This window comes from Pseudomonas sp. MPFS, assembly GCF_022537035.1.
Lineage (GTDB): Bacteria > Pseudomonadota > Gammaproteobacteria > Pseudomonadales > Pseudomonadaceae > Aquipseudomonas > Aquipseudomonas sessilinigenes.
In genome coordinates, this window is the sequence record NZ_CP066123.1 from 4,329,483 (window position 1) to 4,347,839 (window position 18,357).

Here is an 18,357-nt window from a genome sequence, read left to right on the forward strand (position 1 = left end):
TTCTCCCCCGCCAGAACCTGCGTCAAGGTTATTCAGCCCAGGGAATCCAGCAGGCGGTACCAGGCAATCCCCGCACCCAGGTACAGACGCTGCAAACCGTGCAAAGGAATAGGCCGGATCGGCGTGACTGGAAACAAAAAGGCTTGTGACGAGCCTCCCAGACACGCAGCCAGCTGCTTGCCCAGCAAAGTGGACAAGGCGATGCCACGACCGTTGTAGCCCAACAGGATCGATAACCCGGGTTCGGGCTCGTGCAGTTGTGGCAAAAAGCTCGGGGTCAGGGCTACCCGTCCACTCCATCGGTACTCGATGGGAGTGCCAACCAGTTGCGGAAACAGGCTCAACAGCGAGCGCTCCAGATGACTCCAGTCGGCATCCCGGCCTGGCTCGGAAAACGGCCCACGGCCACCCAGCAACAAACGACCTTGTGCATCCTTCTTGAAGTACAGCAGCAGACGCCGAGCATCGGAGCACACCTCACCGCCAGGCAGGATGCTGCGTTGCAGTTCTTCTGCTAACGGTTGGGTAGCGATAAGCAGGCTATTGGCGGCGATCACGGTCTGGCGTAACCCGGGCCACAGATCATCGGTATAACCGTTGGTGGCCAACAACACTCTGGAGGCATGCACCCTGGCCCCTTGACCTGTATGCAAGACCCATTGCCCACCCTGGCGGCGCAATTGCCGGACCGGGCTCTGGCCGTGGATGCTGACCCCGAGCCCCAGGGCCACCCGGGCCAGACCTCGGGCATAGTTCATCGGGTGCAGGCTACCGGCCCGCGGATCGACCCAGCCCCCCAGATACTGCTGGCTGCCAATCCGCCGACTCACCGCCGCCTTGTCCAGTAATTCCACAGCCACACCGCGCTGGCGCCACTGCTCGGCACGCTGCTCCAGGGTGAGCATCGCAGCGCCTGAAACCGCCGGCTGGATCCAGCCCTTGCGAGTAGCGTCGCAGCGAATGTCGTGCTCCTTGATCAGTTCGAATACCTCATCGGCCGCCGAGCCCACGGCATCGATCAGCGCTTCGCCCTGCACCGGACCGAACTTGGCCAGCAGTTGCTCGGGATCGAACTTGAGCCCGGGAATCACCTGCCCGCCGTTGCGCCCGGAAGCGCCCCAACCGGGTTCGCCGGCATCCAGCACACAGACCCTGGCACCGGCCTGGGCCAGGCGCAGGGCCGTGACCAGCCCGGTGTATCCGGCACCGACAATCGCCACATCGACTTCGCTGTCCTCGGCCAGCGCCGGGGTGTGCTCGGCCGGCACGGCAGTGGCCGCCCACAGCGAAGGCGGCAAGTGCAAGGGTTCAGAGGCGCTCATGCCTGCACCTCCCCGCCCTGGTTGAGCAAGCGTCGTAGGAAGTCCTGGGTACGCGGATGGTTCGGTCTGCTGAGCACGGTCCTGGCCGGCCCGGCCTCGACGATGCGCCCGCCGTGGAGGAAGCACACCCGGTCCGCCACGTCCTGGGCAAAACCCATTTCATGGGTGACCACGATCATGGTCATGCCCTCGTCGGCCAACTTGCGCATCACCGCCAGCACCTCCCCCACCAGTTCCGGGTCCAGGGCTGAGGTCGGCTCATCGAACAGGATCGCCTCCGGGTCCATGGCCAGCGCCCGGGCAATTGCCACCCGTTGCTGCTGGCCGCCGGAGAGCTCGTCCGGATAAGCGTTCATGCGATGGGCCAGGCCGACCTTTTCCAGCAGGGCCTCGGCCCGCAGGCGCGCTTGCGTGGGGTCTTGCTGCTTGACGTAGATCGGCCCCTCGGTGACGTTCTGCAACGCGGTGCGGTGGGGAAACAGATTGAAGCGCTGGAACACCATGGCCACCCGGGTGCGCAGCTCATGGATGCTCTTGGCCTGCCGGTCGACCCGCGCCCCGCTCACCAGGATGTCGCCCTGCTCGTAGCTTTCCAGGCCGTTGATGCAGCGCAGCAGGGTCGACTTGCCGGACCCCGAAGGCCCGATCAGGCACACCACTTCACCGCTGTGTACCTCAAGGTCGATGCCTTCGAGCACCGCCACGTTGCCAAAGCTCTTGTGTACGCCCCTGATATGGATCATGGCTTTCTCCGGGTGCTGATGCGCGCCTCCAGGCGCCGCAGGGCAAAGGACAATGGCAGGCTCAAGGCCAGGTAGAGCAAGGCGACCAGGGTGTAGACCGTCATGTTCTCGAAGGTCGAGGAAGCGATCAGCTGTCCGGCGCGGGTCATCTCGGCCACGGTGATGGTGGACACCAGCGACGAGTCCTTGAGCATCATCACCAGGGTGTTGCCATACGGAGGCAAGGCGATGCGCAAGGCTTGGGGCAGGACCACCCGGCGCATGATCATAGGCCCGCGCATGCCGATGGATTCAGCCGCCTCGATCTGCCCCTGGTGGATGGCCTGGATGCCGGCGCGAAAGTTCTCCGCCTGGTACGCCGAATAGGCGATGCCCAGACCGATCACCCCGGCCTGCATGGCGCTGAGCTGGATGCCGAAATCCGGCAGCACGAAGTAGATGTAGAACAGCTGGACGATGATCGGCAGCCCGCGAATGACATTGACCAGGCCGATGGCGAACAACGCCACCGAGCGCACCTTGGACACCATCATCAAGGCGAAGACCAGGCCGATCAGCGAACTGAGCACGAATGAGCCAACAGTGACCTGCAGGGTGACCACCGCCCCTTTCAATAGAATGGGCAGGAAGTCCAGAGCGTTCTGGAGAAACATGACAAGACCTGTTTAATCAGCGAGGAAGGGACCCGAGCCAGGCGCCGGGCCACGACTGGATCAGTTGAGCTTCCAGTGCTCGATGATGCGGTCCAGGGTGCCGTCAGCCTTGATCGCCGCAATTCCGCGGTTGACCTCGGCCAGGGTCTGCGCATCGCCCTGGCGCACGATCAGACAGACATCACCCATGACCACCGGCTGGTAGCCCTTGACCAGCCGCACCTTGTCCTGGGTGCCCTGGGCCAGTTGGTAGGCGAGGATCGGCCGGTCGGCGAAGCCGGCCTTGATCCGCCCCAGGGCCAGGTCACGCATCAAGTCGGGAATCGAGTCGTAGCCGCGTACTTCCTTGAAGATTCCGCGCTTGTTCAACTCATCGATGAACACCGTGCCAACCTGGGCACCGACGGTCGCTCCGGCCAGGTCCTCCATGCGGGTGTAGTCGGTCGCGTCGTCAGCCTTGACGATCAGGCCCTCACCGTAGCTGAACACCGGGTCGGAGTACTGCACCACTTTCTCGCGCGCCGGGGTACGCAGCATGGCGGCGGAAATGATGTCGATCTTGTGGGTGGTCAGGGAGGGAATCAGCGCGGCGAAGGTAGTCTGCTGGATGTCCACGGCGAAGCCACCGGCCTTGCCCACGGCCCGGGCGGCATCGATCATCATGCCCTCGATGCTCTGGCTCTTGACGTCGAGAAAGGTGAAGGGAATCCCGGTGGCGGTGGCGCCGACCTTGTACTGCGGTTCGGCCTTGAGTGGCCCGGACTGGAGTGCACCGAAAGCGCAAGCCAGGGCGAAAAGCGAGGGGGCGAGAGTGCGAAGACGAATCTGCATGGCGAATCTCCCATTGGACGATTTTATTGTTGGAAGTCCGTGATGGATGGTCTGCGTGCGAGGACAGAGACCTGAGATCGACTATAAACAATTTACAAAAATCGTAAAGAGATTTATAAATATCGAATATCGATATTTAATAATCATAATTACCTAAAGAGCCTGCCATGAACGATAACAATGACTCCCTTTTCAACCAGTCACTGGAAAAGGGCCTGGCAGTGCTGCGGGCCTTCAATGCCACGCAACGGACCATGAACCTGGCGGAAATCGCCGCTGCTGCCGATATCAACAAGAGTTCGGCCCAGCGCATGGTGCATACCCTGGAACAGCTGGGCTATGTGCGTAAGCATCCGCAGACCAAGCGCTTCCAATTGACTCCGCGGGTGATGGAGATCGGCTACAACTACCTGGCTGCCGACACGCTGGTGGACGTGGCCAACCCCTTTCTCGCCGAGTTGGCCCAGTTCACCGGGGAAACCACCAACCTCACCGAGCCCGAAGGCCTGGACATGGTCTATGTAGCGCGCTTCGTGGCCCCCAAGTTCATTCCGATCCATATGCCTATTGGCAGCCGTATCCCGATGTATTGCACCGGCTCCGGACGCGCCTACCTCAGCGCCCTGCCGGCAGCCGACACCCGACAGATCCTTGAGGCCAGCGACCGCCAGGCCCATACCCGGCATACCCTCACCGGGATCACGGATATCCTGCGCGAAATCGATGCCAGCCAGCAGCGCGGCTATGCCTTGAATGCCGAAGAGCTGTTTCTGGGTGACATGAGCATCGCGGCGCCGATCCTCGGTAGCCAGGGCCTGCCGGTGGCCGCCGTGCATGTGGTAGTGCCCAGCAGCCGCTGGACCCTGGAAGAAGCCGAACGCAAGCTGGCGCCTTCAGTGATCGAATGCGCCCGGGCAATCCGCGCTTCGATCCGAACGCTCTAAGCTGCAAGCAACAAGCACCCGGTGAGGCTTGAGACTTGCAGCTTAGGGAAGCGCCAGCAGCTACAATCCGCACTTATTGTCTTTGTGCGGAATTCCCTTCATGTCCAACCTCGCCCCCACCCAGCCCACCCGTGGCTGGTCGTTCTGGTGCAAACCCCTGCTGTTCCTGCTGGTTGCCGCTATCGGCCTGTACTACGTGAAGTGGTCGCCCTACTACCTCAAGGCCTTTACCGCCGCCGACAGCCACAGCATCGGCGCCTCGATCCTCAATGACCAGCAGACTTCCCCCTGGAGCGCGGCCCTGGCCTACGCCCAGGTGTATTTCCTGGCGATCTGGAAAGCGGCCGTGCTGGCGGTGATCCTGGGATCGCTGTTGCAGGTGCTGATTCCCCGGGACTGGCTGCTGCGCCTGTTCGGCCGCGCCGGCTTCGGCTCGACCCTGCGTGGCGGCCTGTTCGCCCTGCCCGGCATGATGTGCTCCTGCTGCGCCGCGCCGGTGGCCGCCGGCCTGCGTCGGCAGAACGTGTCGGTGGGCGCGGCCCTGGCCTTCTGGATCGCCAACCCGGTGCTCAACCCCGCGACCCTGGTGTTCATGGGCTTCGTCCTGGGCTGGGGTTTCACGGCCCTGCGCCTGGTGGCCGGCATCGTCCTGGTGTTGGGCGTCTCGCTGGTCGCCCAACGCGTGGCGCGCCCCGAACAACTGCCCGAAGCGGCCGTGGAAGCCGTGGTGGAGGCCGGTACGCCGAACGAGCAACCATTCCTCGTGCGCTGGGGCAAGACCCTGTGGCAACTGTTCTGGAGCACCATCCCGATCTATATCCTCGCCGTCCTGCTGCTGGGCGCGGCACGGGTCTGGCTGTTCCCCCACATCGATGGAGCCATGGGCAACAGCCTGCTGTGGCTGGTGCCCCTGGCAATCGCCGGAACCCTGTTCGTGATTCCCACCGCCGCGGAAATCCCCATCGTCCAGACCATGATGACCCTGGGCCTGGGCACCGGGCCTGCCGTGGCCCTGCTGATGACCCTGCCGAGCATCAGCCTGCCTTCGCTGCTGATGCTGCGAAAGGACTTCGACGCCCGGGTGCTGGTGACCGTGGCCGTGCTGACCATGCTGGTCGGCATCGTCTGCGGCCTGGTGGGCGCCGCCATGCTGTAACCCTTCCCCCGGTCGCAGCCAAGCGCCAGCGCGGCTGCGACCGGGTACGCAGCACCCGCAAAGCAGGCACCGCGCTCATCCCGAAAATACTCACTGGCAGGTTTGGCGAGGACTGCGCCCTCGTGCGCAGCCTCGCAGGCTCGACAGCAGCTACAGGGTAGACGGGCGCTGGCGCAGGTAATCGAGGACGGCACCATGGTCGCCAACGAACTCGATGCGCGCCCCCTTGCTCTCGCGCTGGAAGGCATACATCGGGTCGTAGTACTCGCTCAGCAGGCCCTCGATCCAGCCTCGGTGGCGCTCCACATCGCCACTGCGTCCCTGCTCGACCAGAGCGGCCTCCATCAACGCCAGCAGCCGCTGATGGCGCTCGCCACCCAGGCGCTTGCGGATCTTGTTCAAGCTCTCCAGCAGGCGCTGGGCAAACAACGCGAAGCCCTGCTCTCCGTGCACGGCCACGAACTCCGCGCACAGGTCCACCACATAGTCCTGGAGAATCCGCTGCACCCGGTGTTCCAGGCGATCCTCCAGCCAGACCATGGGCGCCACCTGCATGCCCTGATGCAGCACAAGTGGCAAGGCACAACTGCCGATCATGCGGTTCTCGTCTTCCACGACGAAGCCCTGCAGCCCACGCTGGCGCTTCTTCAGCACATCCACTGCCAGGCGATTCTCGAAGTCGATGTTGCTCGGCTGCCCGGTGGCACGCCGGCCGAAGCTGGAACCCCGGTGGTTGGCATGGCCTTCGAGGTCCAGGGCGTTATCCAACTGCCCCAGCACCTGGGTCTTGCCGGTGCCGGTCATGCCTCCCAGCAGCACGAAGTCGCACTGCTGCATGGCCTGCTCCACGGTTTCCAGGAGAAAGGTCCGCATGGCCTTGTAGCCACCGCCCACCCGTGGGTAGTCGATGCCGGCCTCGTCCCGCAGCCACTGCTGGACGATCTGCGAACGCAAGCCGCCGCGGAAGCAGTACAACAAGCCATCGGGGTGGGCCCGGGCGAAATCGGCCCAGGCCTGGATGCGCTCGGCCTTGATCGCCCCGGACACCAGCTGGTGCCCGAGGACGATCGCCGCCTGCTGGCCCTGCTGCTTGTAGCAGGTGCCGACCCGCTGGCGCTCCTGGTCGGTCATCAGCGGCAGGTTGAGCACCCCGGGAAAGGCGCCCTTGGTGAATTCGATCGGCGCACGGGTGTCCATCATCGGCCGGTCGTTGAGGAAGATCTCGCGGTAATCGGTGTAGTCCAGGGACATCAGCACACCTCGACCGCGTGACTCTGTCGCTCCAGCAGCTCGCCAATAGGCGCCAGCTCCAGGCCCAGCTCCGCCGCCAGGGCGAGGAATTCGGCATTGCCCTCAGGCGTCACCGCCACCAGCAGTCCACCGCTGGTCTGCGGGTCGCACAGCACCCGTTTGTGCAGCTCCTGGATACGCCCGACCTTGTCGGCATAGCTGCTGTAGTTGCGCAAGGTGCCGCCCGGCACGCAACCCTGGTCCAGGTAGTACTCGACGCCGGGCAGACGCGGTACGCGGTCGTAATGGATACGCGCGGTCAAGCCACTGCCGTCGGCCATTTCCACCAGGTGCCCGAGCAGGCCGAAGCCGGTGACGTCGGTCATCGCCGTGACCCCTTCGAGCTTGCCGAAGCGGCTGCCGGGCTTGTTCAGGGTGCACATCCAGTCACGGGCCAGGCCGACGTCGGCATCGCGCAGCTTGCCTTTCTTCTCGGCGGTGGTGAGCACGCCGATCCCCAGGGGCTTGGTCAGGTACAGCAGGCAACCGGCGGTGGCGGTGTCGTTGCGCTTCATAAAGCGTTTTTCCACCAGGCCCGTCACCGCCAGGCCGAAAATCGGCTCGGGGGCATCGATCGAGTGGCCGCCCGCCAGGGGAATGCCCGCGGCATCGCACACTGCGCGTCCGCCCCGGATCACTTCGCGGGCGACTTCCGGGGCCAGCACGTTCACCGGCCAGCCGAGAATGGCGATGGCCATCAAGGGATCGCCACCCATGGCGTAGATGTCGCTGATGGCATTGGTGGCGGCAATGCGGCCGAAATCGAAGGGATCATCGACGATGGGCATGAAGAAGTCGGTGGTGGAGACCACCCCGCGTTCACCGTCGATGGCGTAGACCGCCGCGTCATCGCGCGAGGCGTTGCCCACCCACAGCTTGGGATCGAGGTTCTGCGCCCCGCTACCGGCCAGGATGACCTCCAGCACCTGGGGCGAAATCTTGCAACCACAACCGGCTCCGTGGCTGTACTGGGTCAGGCGAATCGGCTCGCTCATGGGGCACCTCGTCAAGTCTGGGACGGGGATTCTAGCAGAGCCCTCAGGCCCCCGGTCGCGGCGTCCCCTGGTGGAACAGCATCTGCCAGCGCCCTTCGCGACAGCGCCACAGCGAACTGCGCCAGGCACTGCTGGCCACTCGTCCGGGCCCTGCGGCGTTATGGCACAGGTAGGTGGCCTGGGCCAGGTCGGCTGCCAGCCACTGAACGGCAAACTGCTCGATGTGCCGCTCGATAAACGACTCCTGCACCAGGCTGGCGAGCACCTGGGCCTTGTTCCAGCGCCCGCCGCTGGCGCCGAACTCGAGGAAATCATCAGCCAGCAAGGCATCCAGTGCCTGGCGATCGCCCCGTACGTCGGCTTCCTGCAACCGACGCTCGAGCAGCAACACGTGTTCGGACAGATTCATCTTTCCCCCAGTATTGGCCGTGCCTGGACAGCGCACTCTAGCACCTGCGCCGTACTGCGGCCGGTGCCTGCACGGTATGCAAAGATCCCGGGCTTTGGTTAGGCTTGCAGCGCCCTGCCCGGGCCTGATTGCCCCACCACACACAAAAGCGCCACCCCAGGCCACCTCCTCCTGGCCGGGCAAGGCGCTGACGGAGCTCGCCATGAAGTTCAGCACCCAGTCCATCGCCCGCAAGCTCAAGTTCCACCAATTGGTGGTCTTCGAACAAGTGTTGCAAAGCGGCTCGCTGGTCCGCGCCTCCCAGGCCCTGAACCTGACCCAACCGGCGGTGACCAAGATCATCCATGAGCTGGAATCCTACTTCGAGGCGCCGCTACTGATCCGGAGCAACCGGGGGGTGAGCGCCACCGAACTGGGGCAGGTGGTGGTGCAGCGTGCCAAGTCGCTTCTTGCGGAGTTGCGGGCCCTGACCGATGAGGTCAACGCCTTCCAGGAGGGCACCTCGGGGCACGTGATGGTGGGCACCCTGATCTCGGCCTCCACCTCGTTGCTACCCCGGGCCATTCAATTGCTCAAGCAACAAGCCCCTGGCGTGCTGGTATCGCTGCGGGTGGGGCAAATGGACCAGTTGTTCCCGGCGCTCGCGGTAGGTGATGTCGACCTGGTGGTAGGCCGGGTCCCAGACGACTGGCAATGGCGCAGCGAAGCCCTGGAAGTCGAAGTGTTGTACCGCGAGGACCTGAGCATCGTCGCCGGTGCCCGGCACCCGATGCATCGCCAGGCGCCGGTCAGCCTCCAGCAATTGCACGCTTACCCCTGGGTGCTGCCGACTCGCGACTCACTGCTACGCCGCACCTGCGATCGATTGTTTGCCGATAACGGACTGCCGACCCCGGACAACGTCGCCGAGTCGCTGTCGATCCTGACCAACATCACCCTGATGCAGGACCAGCGCACCGTCGCACTGATGCCATTCGAAGCCTCCCGACAGTTCATCCAGGCCGGCATGCTCAAGGCCTTCGACCTGGGAACCGCGCTGCAATTCGGCGACATCGGCTGCTTCAGCTCCGCCCAGCGCAAGCTGGGACCCGCCGCCCGCTTGTTTCGCCAATGCCTGGACCAGGCCCGAAACCAATCCATCACCGAAGAGCACCCAGCCTGATCCAGTATTCCAAACACTAATACCCAACCACTTAATATTGATTATTCACTAATACCGGGTCTTCCTACACTCGCCCCGAAACCCACGTTTCGGAGGCTCAAGTGTCCACTCCCCTGCTGCGTCATTTCATCGACGGCGAGTTTGTCGCCAGCACCAAGACCTTTGCCAATATCTCCCCTGTAGACGGTCGCTTGCTGGGGCAGGTCTGCGAGGCCGACCGGCCCCTGGTCGAACGCGCGGTAGCCGCGGCCAAGGCCGCGCAATCGGGCCCCTGGGCCCACTACAGCGCCAGCCAGCGCGCCGATCTGTTGCTGGACATCGCCAACGGTATCCAGCGCCGCTTCGAGGCATTCGTCGCGGCCGAAGTCGCCGACACCGGGCGCCCGGTGCAGCAGGCCCGGACCCTGGACGTGGCCCGGGCAGTACAGAACTTTCGCACCTTCGCCGAACTGCTGCGCCAGTCCGGTAGCGAGCTCTTCGAAATGCGCAGCGCCGATGGCAACGACGTCTTCAGCTACAGCGTGCGCAAGCCCCATGGCGTGGTAGCGATCATTTCCCCCTGGAACCTGCCGCTGTTGCTGCTGACCTGGAAAGTCGCCCCGGCCCTGGCCTGCGGCAACTCGGTGGTGATCAAGCCTTCGGAAGAAACCCCATCCACGGCCACCTTGCTGGCCGAGGTGATGCAGGAGGCCGGAGTACCGGCCGGGGCCTTCAACCTGGTACACGGCTTCGGCCCGAACTCGGCCGGAGAATTCCTCACCACCCACCCAGACGTCGACGCGATCACCTTCACCGGCGAATCGCGCACCGGTGCCACCATCATGAAAGCCGCCGCCGAGGGCGTGCGCGAGGTGTCCTTCGAACTGGGAGGCAAGAACGCCGCGGTGGTGTTCGCCGACTGCGATTTCGACGCCGCGGTCGCCGGAGTGTTGCGCTCCAGCTTCACCAACTCCGGCCAGGTGTGCCTGTGCTCGGAGCGGGTCTACGTCGAACGGCCGATCTATGAGCGCTTCGTCGCCGCCCTCAAGGCTGGGGCCGAGCAATTGAAAATCGGCTACCCCGACGAAGACGGGGTGAACATGGGCTCGCTGATTTCCCACAAGCACCGGGACAAGGTCCTGGGCTACTTCCAGCTGGCCCTGGAGGAAGGCGCGACTTTGGTCAGCGGCGGCGCTGTCCCACATTTTGGCGATGCCCGGGACCAGGGCGCCTACGTCCAGCCCACTCTCTGGACCGACCTGCCGGATCACGCTCGTTGCCTGCGTGAAGAGATATTCGGCCCGGTCTGTCACATCGCCCCGTTCGACAGCGAGGAAGAAGTGCTACGCCGGGTCAACGATTCGGCCTACGGCCTGGCCACGGCCCTCTGGACCCGCGACCTGAAGCGCGCCCACCAGCTGTCACGGCGTTTCCGCGTCGGCATGGTCTGGGTCAACACCTGGTTCCTGCGCGACCTGCGCACCCCCTTCGGCGGCACCCGGCTCTCGGGCCTGGGTCGCGAAGGCGGCCGCCACTCCCTGGATTTCTACTCCGAGATCACCACCATCTGCGTCAACCCTTGAGGGCCTCAACATGCATGCAGACCTGATCGAAGCGGCACACCGCTTGCGCCAGGCCCAACTCGACGGCCAACCCTGCGCCCCGGTACGCGAGCTGATCGCCCGGGCCGCCGCGCAACAGCCGCAGTCCGCCCTGATCGACCTGGCCTACCAGGTACAGCGCTACAACAACAGCGCGGCCATCGATGCCGGGCGTCGTCCGGTGGGCCACAAGATCGGCCTGACCTCCCGTGCCGTGCAAAAACAACTGGGGGTGGACCAGCCGGACTTTGGCCAGCTGTTCGCCGACATGGCGCGCGGCGACGGCCAACCCATCGCCTGGAGCGATACCTGCCAACCCAAGGTCGAGGCCGAAGTCGCCCTGGTCCTGGAGCGCGACCTGCCCCATGAGCGCCATACCCTGGCCGACCTGATCCGCGCCACCGCCTTCGCCCTGCCGGCCATCGAGATCGTCGGCAGTCGCATTGCCCAGTGGGATATCCAATTGAGCGACACCATCGCCGACAACGCTTCCAGTGGGTTGTTCGTCCTCGGCAGTTGCCCTGTGTCCCTGGACCGCCTCGACCTGGTGCGTTGCGGCATGAGCATGACCCAAGGCGGCGAACCCGTCTCGGTGGGCGTCGGCGCCGCATGCCTGGACAACCCCTTGAATGCCGCCCTGTGGCTGGCCGACACGCTGGTCCGTCTGGGCACGCCTCTGCGTGCTGGCGACATCCTGCTTACCGGCGCCCTCGGCCCCATGGTGGCGGCCAAGCCAGGGCAGCGCTTCACCGCCCATATCCAGGGCCTGGGCAGCGTCAGCGCCGCCTTCGCCAGTGCCCAATAGACCGGAGCCCATCATGACCACAACCCTCAAGGCCGCGATCATCGGCTCGGGCAATATCGGCACCGACCTGATGCTGAAGATCCTGCGCCAGGCCCGGCACCTGCAACTGACCGCCATGGTCGGCATCGACCCCGCCTCCGATGGCCTGGAGCGGGCCCGGCGCCTGGGCGTAGCCACTACCCACGAAGGCGTCGAAGGGCTGCTGCGCATGCCCGAGTTCAGCGCCATCGACATCGTCTTCGACGCCACCTCGGCCGCCGCCCACCAGCACCACGAGGCCGTACTGCGCCAGGCCAAACCCAGCATCCGCCTGATCGACCTGACCCCGGCGGCGATCGGCCCCTATTGCATCCCGGTGGTCAACCTGGAACAGCACCTGGACAGCCTTAACCTGAACATGGTGACCTGCGGCGGCCAGGCCACCATTCCCATGGTGGCTGCAATCTCCCGGGTCGCCCCCGTGCACTACGCCGAGATCGTCGCCTCGATTGCCAGCAAGTCCGCCGGCCCCGGCACCCGGGCCAATATCGACGAGTTCACCGAAACCACCCGCCACGCCATCGAAACCATCGGTGGTGCCGCCAGGGGCAAGGCCATCATCGTCATGAACCCGGCCGAACCACCCCTGATCATGCGCGACACGGTGCTGGTGCTATCGGCCGCCGCCGATCAGCAGGAGGTCGCCGCCTCCATCGCCGCCATGGCCGAAGCCGTGCAGGCCTATGTGCCCGGCTACCGACTCAAGCAGCAGGTGCAATTCGACCCGGTCCCACCCTCTGCGCCGCTGCTGATCCCTGGCCTTGGGCACTTCAGCGGACTCAAGACCTCGGTGTTCCTGGAGGTCGAGGGTGCCGCCCACTACTTGCCCGCCTACGCCGGCAACCTCGACATCATGACCTGCGCCGCGCTGGCCACCGCCGAGCGCATGGCCCAGTCCATGCTCAATCGCTGAAGGAGCTTCGCCATGACCTCAACCCCCGGCAACAAGCTCTACATCTCGGATGTGACCCTGCGTGACGGCATGCACGCCATCCGCCACCAGTACAGCCTGGATCAGGTCCAGGCCATCGCCCGGGCCCTGGATGCCGCTCGGGTCGACAGCATCGAGGTGGCCCACGGCGATGGCCTGCAGGGCTCCAGCTTCAACTACGGTTTCGGCGCCCATACCGACCTGGAATGGATCGAAGCCGCTGCCGACGTCCTGCATCACGCCCGCATCGCCACCCTGCTGCTGCCCGGCATCGGCACCGTGCATGACCTCAAGGCGGCCTATCGCGCCGGTGCCCGGGTGGTGCGGGTGGCCACCCATTGCACCGAGGCCGATGTCTCGCGCCAGCACATCGAATGTGCCCGGGAACTGGGCATGGACACCGTGGGCTTCCTCATGATGAGCCACATGACCAGCCCGGAGAACCTCACGCTCCAAGCCCGGAAAATGGAAAGCTACGGCGCCACCTGCATCTACGTGGTGGACTCCGGCGGCGCCATGAACATGCAGGACATCCGCCTGCGCTTTCGCGCCCTCAAGGCCACGCTCAAGCCGGACACCGCCACCGGCATGCACGCCCACCACAACCTCGGCCTGGGCGTGGCCAACTCCCTGGTGGCCGTGGAGGAAGGCTGCCAGCGCATCGACGCCAGCCTCGCCGGCATGGGGGCCGGGGCGGGCAATGCGCCGCTGGAGGTGTTCATTGCCGCCGCCGACAAGCTGGGCTGGAACCATGGCACCGACCTGTATCGCCTGATGGACGCCGCCGATGACCTGGTACGGCCGCTGCAGGATCGTCCGGTGCAGGTCGATCGCGAAACCCTGGCCCTGGGCTACGCCGGGGTCTATTCCAGCTTCCTGCGCCATGCCGAAGTGGCCGCCCGCAAATACCAGCTCAAAACCGTCGACATCCTGGTGGAGCTCGGCCGCCGCCGCATGGTCGGCGGCCAGGAAGACATGATCGTCGACGTTGCCCTCGACCTGCTCGCTGCCCGGGAGTCCCGCCCATGAGCCTTGATCTAGAACCCATCGCCCACGCCCTCGACCAGGCCGCGCGCACTGCCCGCCCGCTGCCCCAGTTCAGCCAGCACACGCCATTCGACCTGGCGCAGGCCTATGACATCCAGCGCGCCTCCATGGCCCGCCGCTACGCCGATGGTGAACGCTCGATCGGCCTCAAGCTCGGATTCACCAGCCGGGCCAAGATGGCCCAGATGGGGGTCGACAGCCTGATCTGGGGCTGGCTCACCGACGCGATGCTGGAAGAGGATGGCGGCACCTTGGGCCTCGATCGCTATATCCATCCGCGAGCCGAGCCGGAATTGTGCTTCCTGACCCGTCGCGTCATCGACCGACCCCTGACCCAGCTCGAAGCCGTGGACTATCTGGAGGCCGTGGCCCCGGCCATCGAGATCATCGACTCCAGGTACGAAGCGTTCAGGTTCAGCCTGGAAGACGTGATCGCGGACAACTGCTCATCGGCCGGGCTGGTGGTGGGCCCCTGGTCCCGGGATTTCTCGACCCTGGCCAATGCCGGGGTGCTGATGCGCCTGGACGGCGCGCTGGTGGAGGCCGGCTCCACCGCGGCGATTCTCGGGCATCCGCTGCGTAGCGTGGTGCAAGCCTCGCTCCTGCTGGCCCAGGCGGGTATCAGCCTGCCCGCCGGTAGCCTGATCATGGCGGGCGCCGCCACTGCCGCCGTGGCCTTGTCCCCTGGAGCCCATATCCAGGTGGAGATCGCCGGTTATGGCGAATGCGCCTTCAGTTGCAGCGGCCATTCCCGGGGAGAGCGCCCATGACCAGCAAGCGCGCCACCCTGGTACCCGGCAAGGCCCAGCCCCGGGGACGTTTTCCCCATATCAAGCGCGCCGGCGACCTGTTGTTCGTTTCCGGCACCAGTTCGCGACGTCCGGACAACAGCTTCGAAGGCGTCGAGGTGGATGCCCTGGGCACCACCGCACTGGACATTCGCGCCCAGACCCGGGCCGTGATCGAGAACATCCGCGACATTCTCGCCAGCGAGAACGCCGGCCTGCAGGACCTGGTGGAAATCAGCGCATTCCTGGTGGACATGAACGACTTCGGTCCCTACAACCAGGTCTATGCGCAGTACTTCGACGAGCAGGGCCCGACCCGCACCACCGTGGCCGTGCACCAATTGCCGCATCCGCACCTGCGCATCGAAATCAAGGCGGTGGCCTATGCCCCGCTCAATCGCCGAGAACAATAACAATGGACAAACATCACTACAGCGCCCCGCTTAACTTCAACCGCTGGCTCGATGAACACGCGCACTTGCTACAGCCACCGGTGGGCAATCGCCAGATCTGGCAAGACGCCGACTTCATGGTCACGGTGGTGGGTGGCCCGAACCAGCGTACCGATTTCCACGACGACCCCATGGAAGAGTTCTTCTACCAGTTCAAGGGCAACGCCTACCTGAACATCTGGGATCGCGGCCGCTACGAGCGCATCGATCTGCGCGAAGGCGACCTCTACCTGATGGCACCCCACGTCATCCACTCCCCCCAGCGCCCGGAGCCCGGCAGCCTGTGCCTGGTGGTGGAGCGCCAACGGCCAGCGGGAATGCTCGATGCGCTGCAATGGTCCTGCGCTCACTGCGGCACATTGATCCAGCGCCACGAGCTGCAGTTGCGGAGCATCGTCGACGACCTGCCGCCCCTCTACGAAACCTTCTACTCCAGCAGTGACCAGCAACGTCGCTGTACCGGCTGCGGCGAAATCCATCCGGGCCGCGACTGGCAAACCTGGCACCGAACGCTCAAGACAGTGACCTGCCCATGAAAATCGACATGCATTCGCACTTCTTCCCCGCCATCACCCAGGACGAGGCCGCGCACCTGGACCCACTACGCGCGCCCTGGCTGCACAAGGATGGCGCCAAGGGCCAGATCATGGTCGGCGACAAGCCCTTTCGCCCAGTGCATGACGTGCTCTGGGACCCGGCCCGGCGTATCGAGCACCTGGATGAACAAGGCCTGGACATCCAGATCATGTGCGCCACGCCGGTGATGTTCGGCTACGACGCACCGATCGAACGGGCCCTGCCCTGGGCCCAGCGCATGAACGACCGGGCCATGCAGATGACCGTCGGCCATGAGTCGCGGCTCAAGGTCCTGGCCCAGGTGCCGCTGCAGGACCTGGAGGCGGCCTGCGCCGAAGCCAGCCGGGCACGGGCCATCGGTCACGTCGGCGTGCAGATCGGCAACCACGTGGGCAATCACGACCTGGATCAGGAGCACCTGGTGTCTTTCCTCGATCACTGCGGGCGCAACGACATTCCGGTGCTGGTCCATCCCTGGGACATGATGGGCGGCGAGCGCATGCGCAAATGGATGCTGCCATGGCTGGTGGCGATGCCCGCGGAGACCCAGCTGGGCATCCTCTCGCTGATTCTCTCCGGAGCCTTCGAACGCCTGCCTAAGTCCCTGCGTATCTGCTTTGCCCATGGCGGTGGCGGTTTCGCCTTTCTCCTGGGACGGGTGGACAACGCCTGGCGCCATCGCGACATCGTCCGCCAAGACTGTCCGCAGTTACCGTCGAGCTACGTCAAGCGCTTCTTCGTTGACTCCGCGGTATTCGACCCCGGCGCCCTGCAATTGCTGGTGGAGGTCATGGGCAGCGAGCGGGTGATGCTCGGCTCCGACTCGCCCTTCCCCCTCGGCGAACAGCAGATCGGCAGCGGCGTGGCGCACCACCCGACCCTGGCCGAAGCCGACAAGTCGCGGATTCTCGGCGGCAATGCCCAGGCGTTCTTCAACCTGCACTGACTCCACGCCCCTCTCATTCCCGGCAGCACCTGCGCTACCCAGGAAGCCGGCACCAGCAGCCCTTCAACAGTGGCCCAGGGAACCTGCCAGGGCCAAGGGGCTGGCCATGGTCGAAAACCGGGTTGGCCGCAAGCCGGAGCCTGTCGTGGTGAGAAGGCTGCCTTAAAAAATGCCCAAAAGCCCCATCCGGCGGTTCCCAGAGTCCGGGTTGGCGAGTGCTGCGCCCAGAACACCAACAATAAGGAGCCACCATGCACCAGCGTACGCAAAACCCTTGCGAGATCATCGATCGCAGCCCGGTTTCTGCTCTGCAGATACGGGTGTTGCTGTTGTGTTTCCTGATCCTTGTGATGGACGGTTTCGACACCGCGGCCATCGGCTATATCGCCCCGGAACTGATCCGGAACTGGGGCATCGAACGGGCGCAACTGGCCCCGGCCTTCGGCGCGGGATTGTTCGGCATGCTGTTGGGCAGCTTCTGCTTCGGGCCCCTGGCCGACCGCCTTGGGCGCAAGAGCGTGCTGCTGATCTGCGTGCTGATCTTTGCCCTGGGCACCCTGGCTTCGGCACTGTCGCCGTCGATCGAGGTACTGGCCGGCCTGCGCTGCATCACAGGCATCGGCCTGGGCGGCGTGCTGCCCAATTGCATCACCCTGAGCTCGGAATATTCCCCGGCGAGACGCCGCATGCTGCTGGTGACCCTGAGCTATTCCGGCTTCACCCTGGGCCTGGCCCTGGGGGGTGGCGTGGCCGGGGCACTGCTGCCCACGGTGGGCTGGCAGGGCCTGCTGGTCATCGGTGGCATCGCCCCTTTGCTGTTGTGGCCCGTGTTGTATTTTGCCCTGCCGGAATCGGTGTGCTTCATGGCCAACAACCCGCGCCATGCCGTGGCCCTGCGCCGCATCGTCGAGCGGATCAGCGGTGAAACCGACTGGCAGCAGGTGCGCTTTGCCGGGGACGCTCCGGCCAGCCTAGGGCGCTCGCCATTATCGGCCCTGTTCAGCCAGGGCCAGATGACCCGCACCCTGCTGCTCTGGCTGACCTTCTTCTGCTGTCTGCTGGTGTTCTACCTGCTGACCAGCTGGCTGCCCACGGTATTGCACGCCAGCGGCTATAACACCGCCAACGCAGCCCGGATCAGCGCGATGATCCCTTTTGGCGGGGTGCTGGGCGGTATTGCCATGGCGCTGCTGATGGATCGCATCGGCGCCCTGCGCATCCTGCCCTGGCTGTGCCTGGGCGCGGCGGCGGCCCTGGCCCTGACCGGCAGTCAACTGCACGGCGCTGTCGGCACCCTGGTCATCGTCTTCCTCGCCGGTTTCAGCCTCACCGGCACCCTGAACAATCTCAGCGTGGTGGCCGCTACCCTCTACCCCACTGCCTCCCGGGCCACAGGCGTGGCCTGGGCCCTGGCGGCCGGGCGTGCGGGCTCGATTACCGGCTCGATGCTGGGGGGCTGGATCTTCAGCAATGCCGGGAGCCTGGAGCACTTCTTCCTGTGGATTGCCACCCCGGTCCTGCTGGCTGGGCTGGCGTTGGGGCTGATGAACCGCATTCGGCAAAAGCCACAAGCCGAGATCGAGCCCACGGCTTGAACCAGGCTCCAGCGGCCTCCTGGCCAGCGCCGCGATCAAGCCCGGCCAATGCTCGTAGCCTGTTTCAGCCATCGGCGCCCTGATAGCAAGATC

19 protein-coding genes are annotated in these 18,357 nt (G+C 65.0%); 12 read left to right on the forward strand and 7 right to left on the reverse strand.

Features of this window, described 5'->3' with window-relative positions; genetic code table 11:
* Positions 1–32 precede the first annotated feature (32 nt).
* The 4 genes from I9018_RS19785 to I9018_RS19800 are packed head-to-tail and all read right to left on the reverse strand — an operon-like array spanning position 33 to position 3,549.
* Positions 33–1,322, reverse strand: coding sequence for an FAD-binding oxidoreductase (locus I9018_RS19785; RefSeq protein WP_241107298.1), 1,290 nt, complete (start codon positions 1,320–1,322; stop codon positions 33–35).
* Entirely contained in the window at positions 1,319–2,065 is a 747-nt protein-coding gene (locus I9018_RS19790; RefSeq protein ID WP_241107299.1) for an amino acid ABC transporter ATP-binding protein, read from the reverse strand. The genes I9018_RS19785 and I9018_RS19790 overlap by 4 nt, the downstream gene beginning before the upstream one ends.
* Positions 2,062–2,718: an amino acid ABC transporter permease gene (locus I9018_RS19795; protein ID WP_085596478.1), complete on the reverse strand. Its 657-nt coding sequence runs from the start codon at positions 2,716–2,718 to the stop codon at positions 2,062–2,064. The genes I9018_RS19790 and I9018_RS19795 overlap by 4 nt, the downstream gene beginning before the upstream one ends.
* 60 nt (positions 2,719–2,778) lie before the next feature.
* The gene (locus I9018_RS19800) at positions 2,779–3,549 is read right to left on the reverse strand and encodes an ABC transporter substrate-binding protein (RefSeq protein WP_241107300.1); all 771 of its coding nucleotides are present in this window, start codon (positions 3,547–3,549) and stop codon (positions 2,779–2,781) included.
* A 167-nt stretch (positions 3,550–3,716) separates the two neighbouring features.
* Between I9018_RS19800 and I9018_RS19805 the strand changes: the two genes are divergently transcribed.
* Both I9018_RS19805 and I9018_RS19810 read left to right on the forward strand, forming a co-directional pair.
* Positions 3,717–4,493 carry an IclR family transcriptional regulator gene (locus I9018_RS19805; RefSeq protein ID WP_241107301.1) on the forward strand — a complete coding sequence of 259 codons (777 nt, stop codon included), beginning with the start codon at positions 3,717–3,719 and terminating at the stop codon, positions 4,491–4,493.
* A 100-nt stretch (positions 4,494–4,593) separates the two neighbouring features.
* Positions 4,594–5,649: a permease gene (locus I9018_RS19810; RefSeq protein WP_241107302.1), complete on the forward strand. Its 1,056-nt coding sequence runs from the start codon at positions 4,594–4,596 to the stop codon at positions 5,647–5,649.
* A 150-nt stretch (positions 5,650–5,799) separates the two neighbouring features.
* Here the strand turns inward: I9018_RS19810 and mnmH are convergent, their stop codons facing one another.
* The 3 genes from mnmH to I9018_RS19825 are packed head-to-tail and all read right to left on the reverse strand — an operon-like array spanning position 5,800 to position 8,343.
* Entirely contained in the window at positions 5,800–6,900 is a 1,101-nt protein-coding gene (gene mnmH, locus I9018_RS19815) for a tRNA 2-selenouridine(34) synthase MnmH (RefSeq protein WP_241107303.1), read from the reverse strand.
* A complete protein-coding gene (selD, locus tag I9018_RS19820; RefSeq protein ID WP_068578195.1) occupies positions 6,900–7,934 on the reverse strand; it encodes a selenide, water dikinase SelD in 1,035 nt (344 codons plus the stop codon). The genes mnmH and selD overlap by 1 nt, the downstream gene beginning before the upstream one ends.
* Before the next feature lie 43 nt (positions 7,935–7,977).
* Positions 7,978–8,343, reverse strand: coding sequence for a nuclear transport factor 2 family protein (locus tag I9018_RS19825; RefSeq protein ID WP_241107304.1), 366 nt, complete (start codon positions 8,341–8,343; stop codon positions 7,978–7,980).
* A 202-nt stretch (positions 8,344–8,545) separates the two neighbouring features.
* On the opposite strand from I9018_RS19825, the gene I9018_RS19830 reads away from it, so the two are divergent.
* The 10 genes from I9018_RS19830 (at position 8,546) to I9018_RS19875 (ending at position 18,264) form a co-directional block, all read left to right on the forward strand.
* The gene (locus tag I9018_RS19830) at positions 8,546–9,505 is read left to right on the forward strand and encodes a LysR substrate-binding domain-containing protein (RefSeq protein WP_068578200.1); all 960 of its coding nucleotides are present in this window, start codon (positions 8,546–8,548) and stop codon (positions 9,503–9,505) included.
* A 101-nt stretch (positions 9,506–9,606) separates the two neighbouring features.
* Entirely contained in the window at positions 9,607–11,067 is a 1,461-nt protein-coding gene (locus I9018_RS19835) for a 2-hydroxymuconic semialdehyde dehydrogenase (RefSeq protein WP_068578202.1), read from the forward strand.
* Between the two features lie 10 nt (positions 11,068–11,077).
* Positions 11,078–11,890 (forward strand): fumarylacetoacetate hydrolase family protein, encoded by an 813-nt coding sequence (locus I9018_RS19840; RefSeq protein ID WP_241107305.1) that lies wholly within the window; start codon positions 11,078–11,080, stop codon positions 11,888–11,890.
* Between the two features lie 13 nt (positions 11,891–11,903).
* Positions 11,904–12,842, forward strand: a complete 939-nt coding sequence (locus tag I9018_RS19845; RefSeq protein ID WP_068578206.1) for an acetaldehyde dehydrogenase (acetylating) — start codon at positions 11,904–11,906, stop codon at positions 12,840–12,842.
* A 12-nt stretch (positions 12,843–12,854) separates the two neighbouring features.
* A complete protein-coding gene (dmpG, locus tag I9018_RS19850) occupies positions 12,855–13,889 on the forward strand; it encodes a 4-hydroxy-2-oxovalerate aldolase (protein WP_241107306.1) in 1,035 nt (344 codons plus the stop codon).
* Positions 13,886–14,677, forward strand: coding sequence for a fumarylacetoacetate hydrolase family protein (locus I9018_RS19855; RefSeq protein ID WP_241107307.1), 792 nt, complete (start codon positions 13,886–13,888; stop codon positions 14,675–14,677). The genes dmpG and I9018_RS19855 overlap by 4 nt, the downstream gene beginning before the upstream one ends.
* On the forward strand, positions 14,674–15,108 hold the full coding sequence (locus tag I9018_RS19860) for a RidA family protein (RefSeq protein ID WP_068578590.1): 435 nt from the start codon (positions 14,674–14,676) through the stop codon (positions 15,106–15,108). Before I9018_RS19855 ends, I9018_RS19860 begins: the two co-directional genes overlap by 4 nt.
* Positions 15,109–15,110: 2 nt before the next feature.
* Complete coding sequence (locus I9018_RS19865) at positions 15,111–15,683, forward strand: 3-hydroxyanthranilate 3,4-dioxygenase (RefSeq protein WP_241107308.1); 573 nt, start codon at positions 15,111–15,113, stop codon at positions 15,681–15,683.
* The gene (locus I9018_RS19870; protein WP_241107309.1) at positions 15,680–16,669 is read left to right on the forward strand and encodes an amidohydrolase family protein; all 990 of its coding nucleotides are present in this window, start codon (positions 15,680–15,682) and stop codon (positions 16,667–16,669) included. Before I9018_RS19865 ends, I9018_RS19870 begins: the two co-directional genes overlap by 4 nt.
* A gap of 251 nt (positions 16,670–16,920) precedes the next feature.
* Entirely contained in the window at positions 16,921–18,264 is a 1,344-nt protein-coding gene (locus I9018_RS19875; RefSeq protein ID WP_068578596.1) for an MFS transporter, read from the forward strand.
* Positions 18,265–18,357 lie beyond the last annotated feature (93 nt).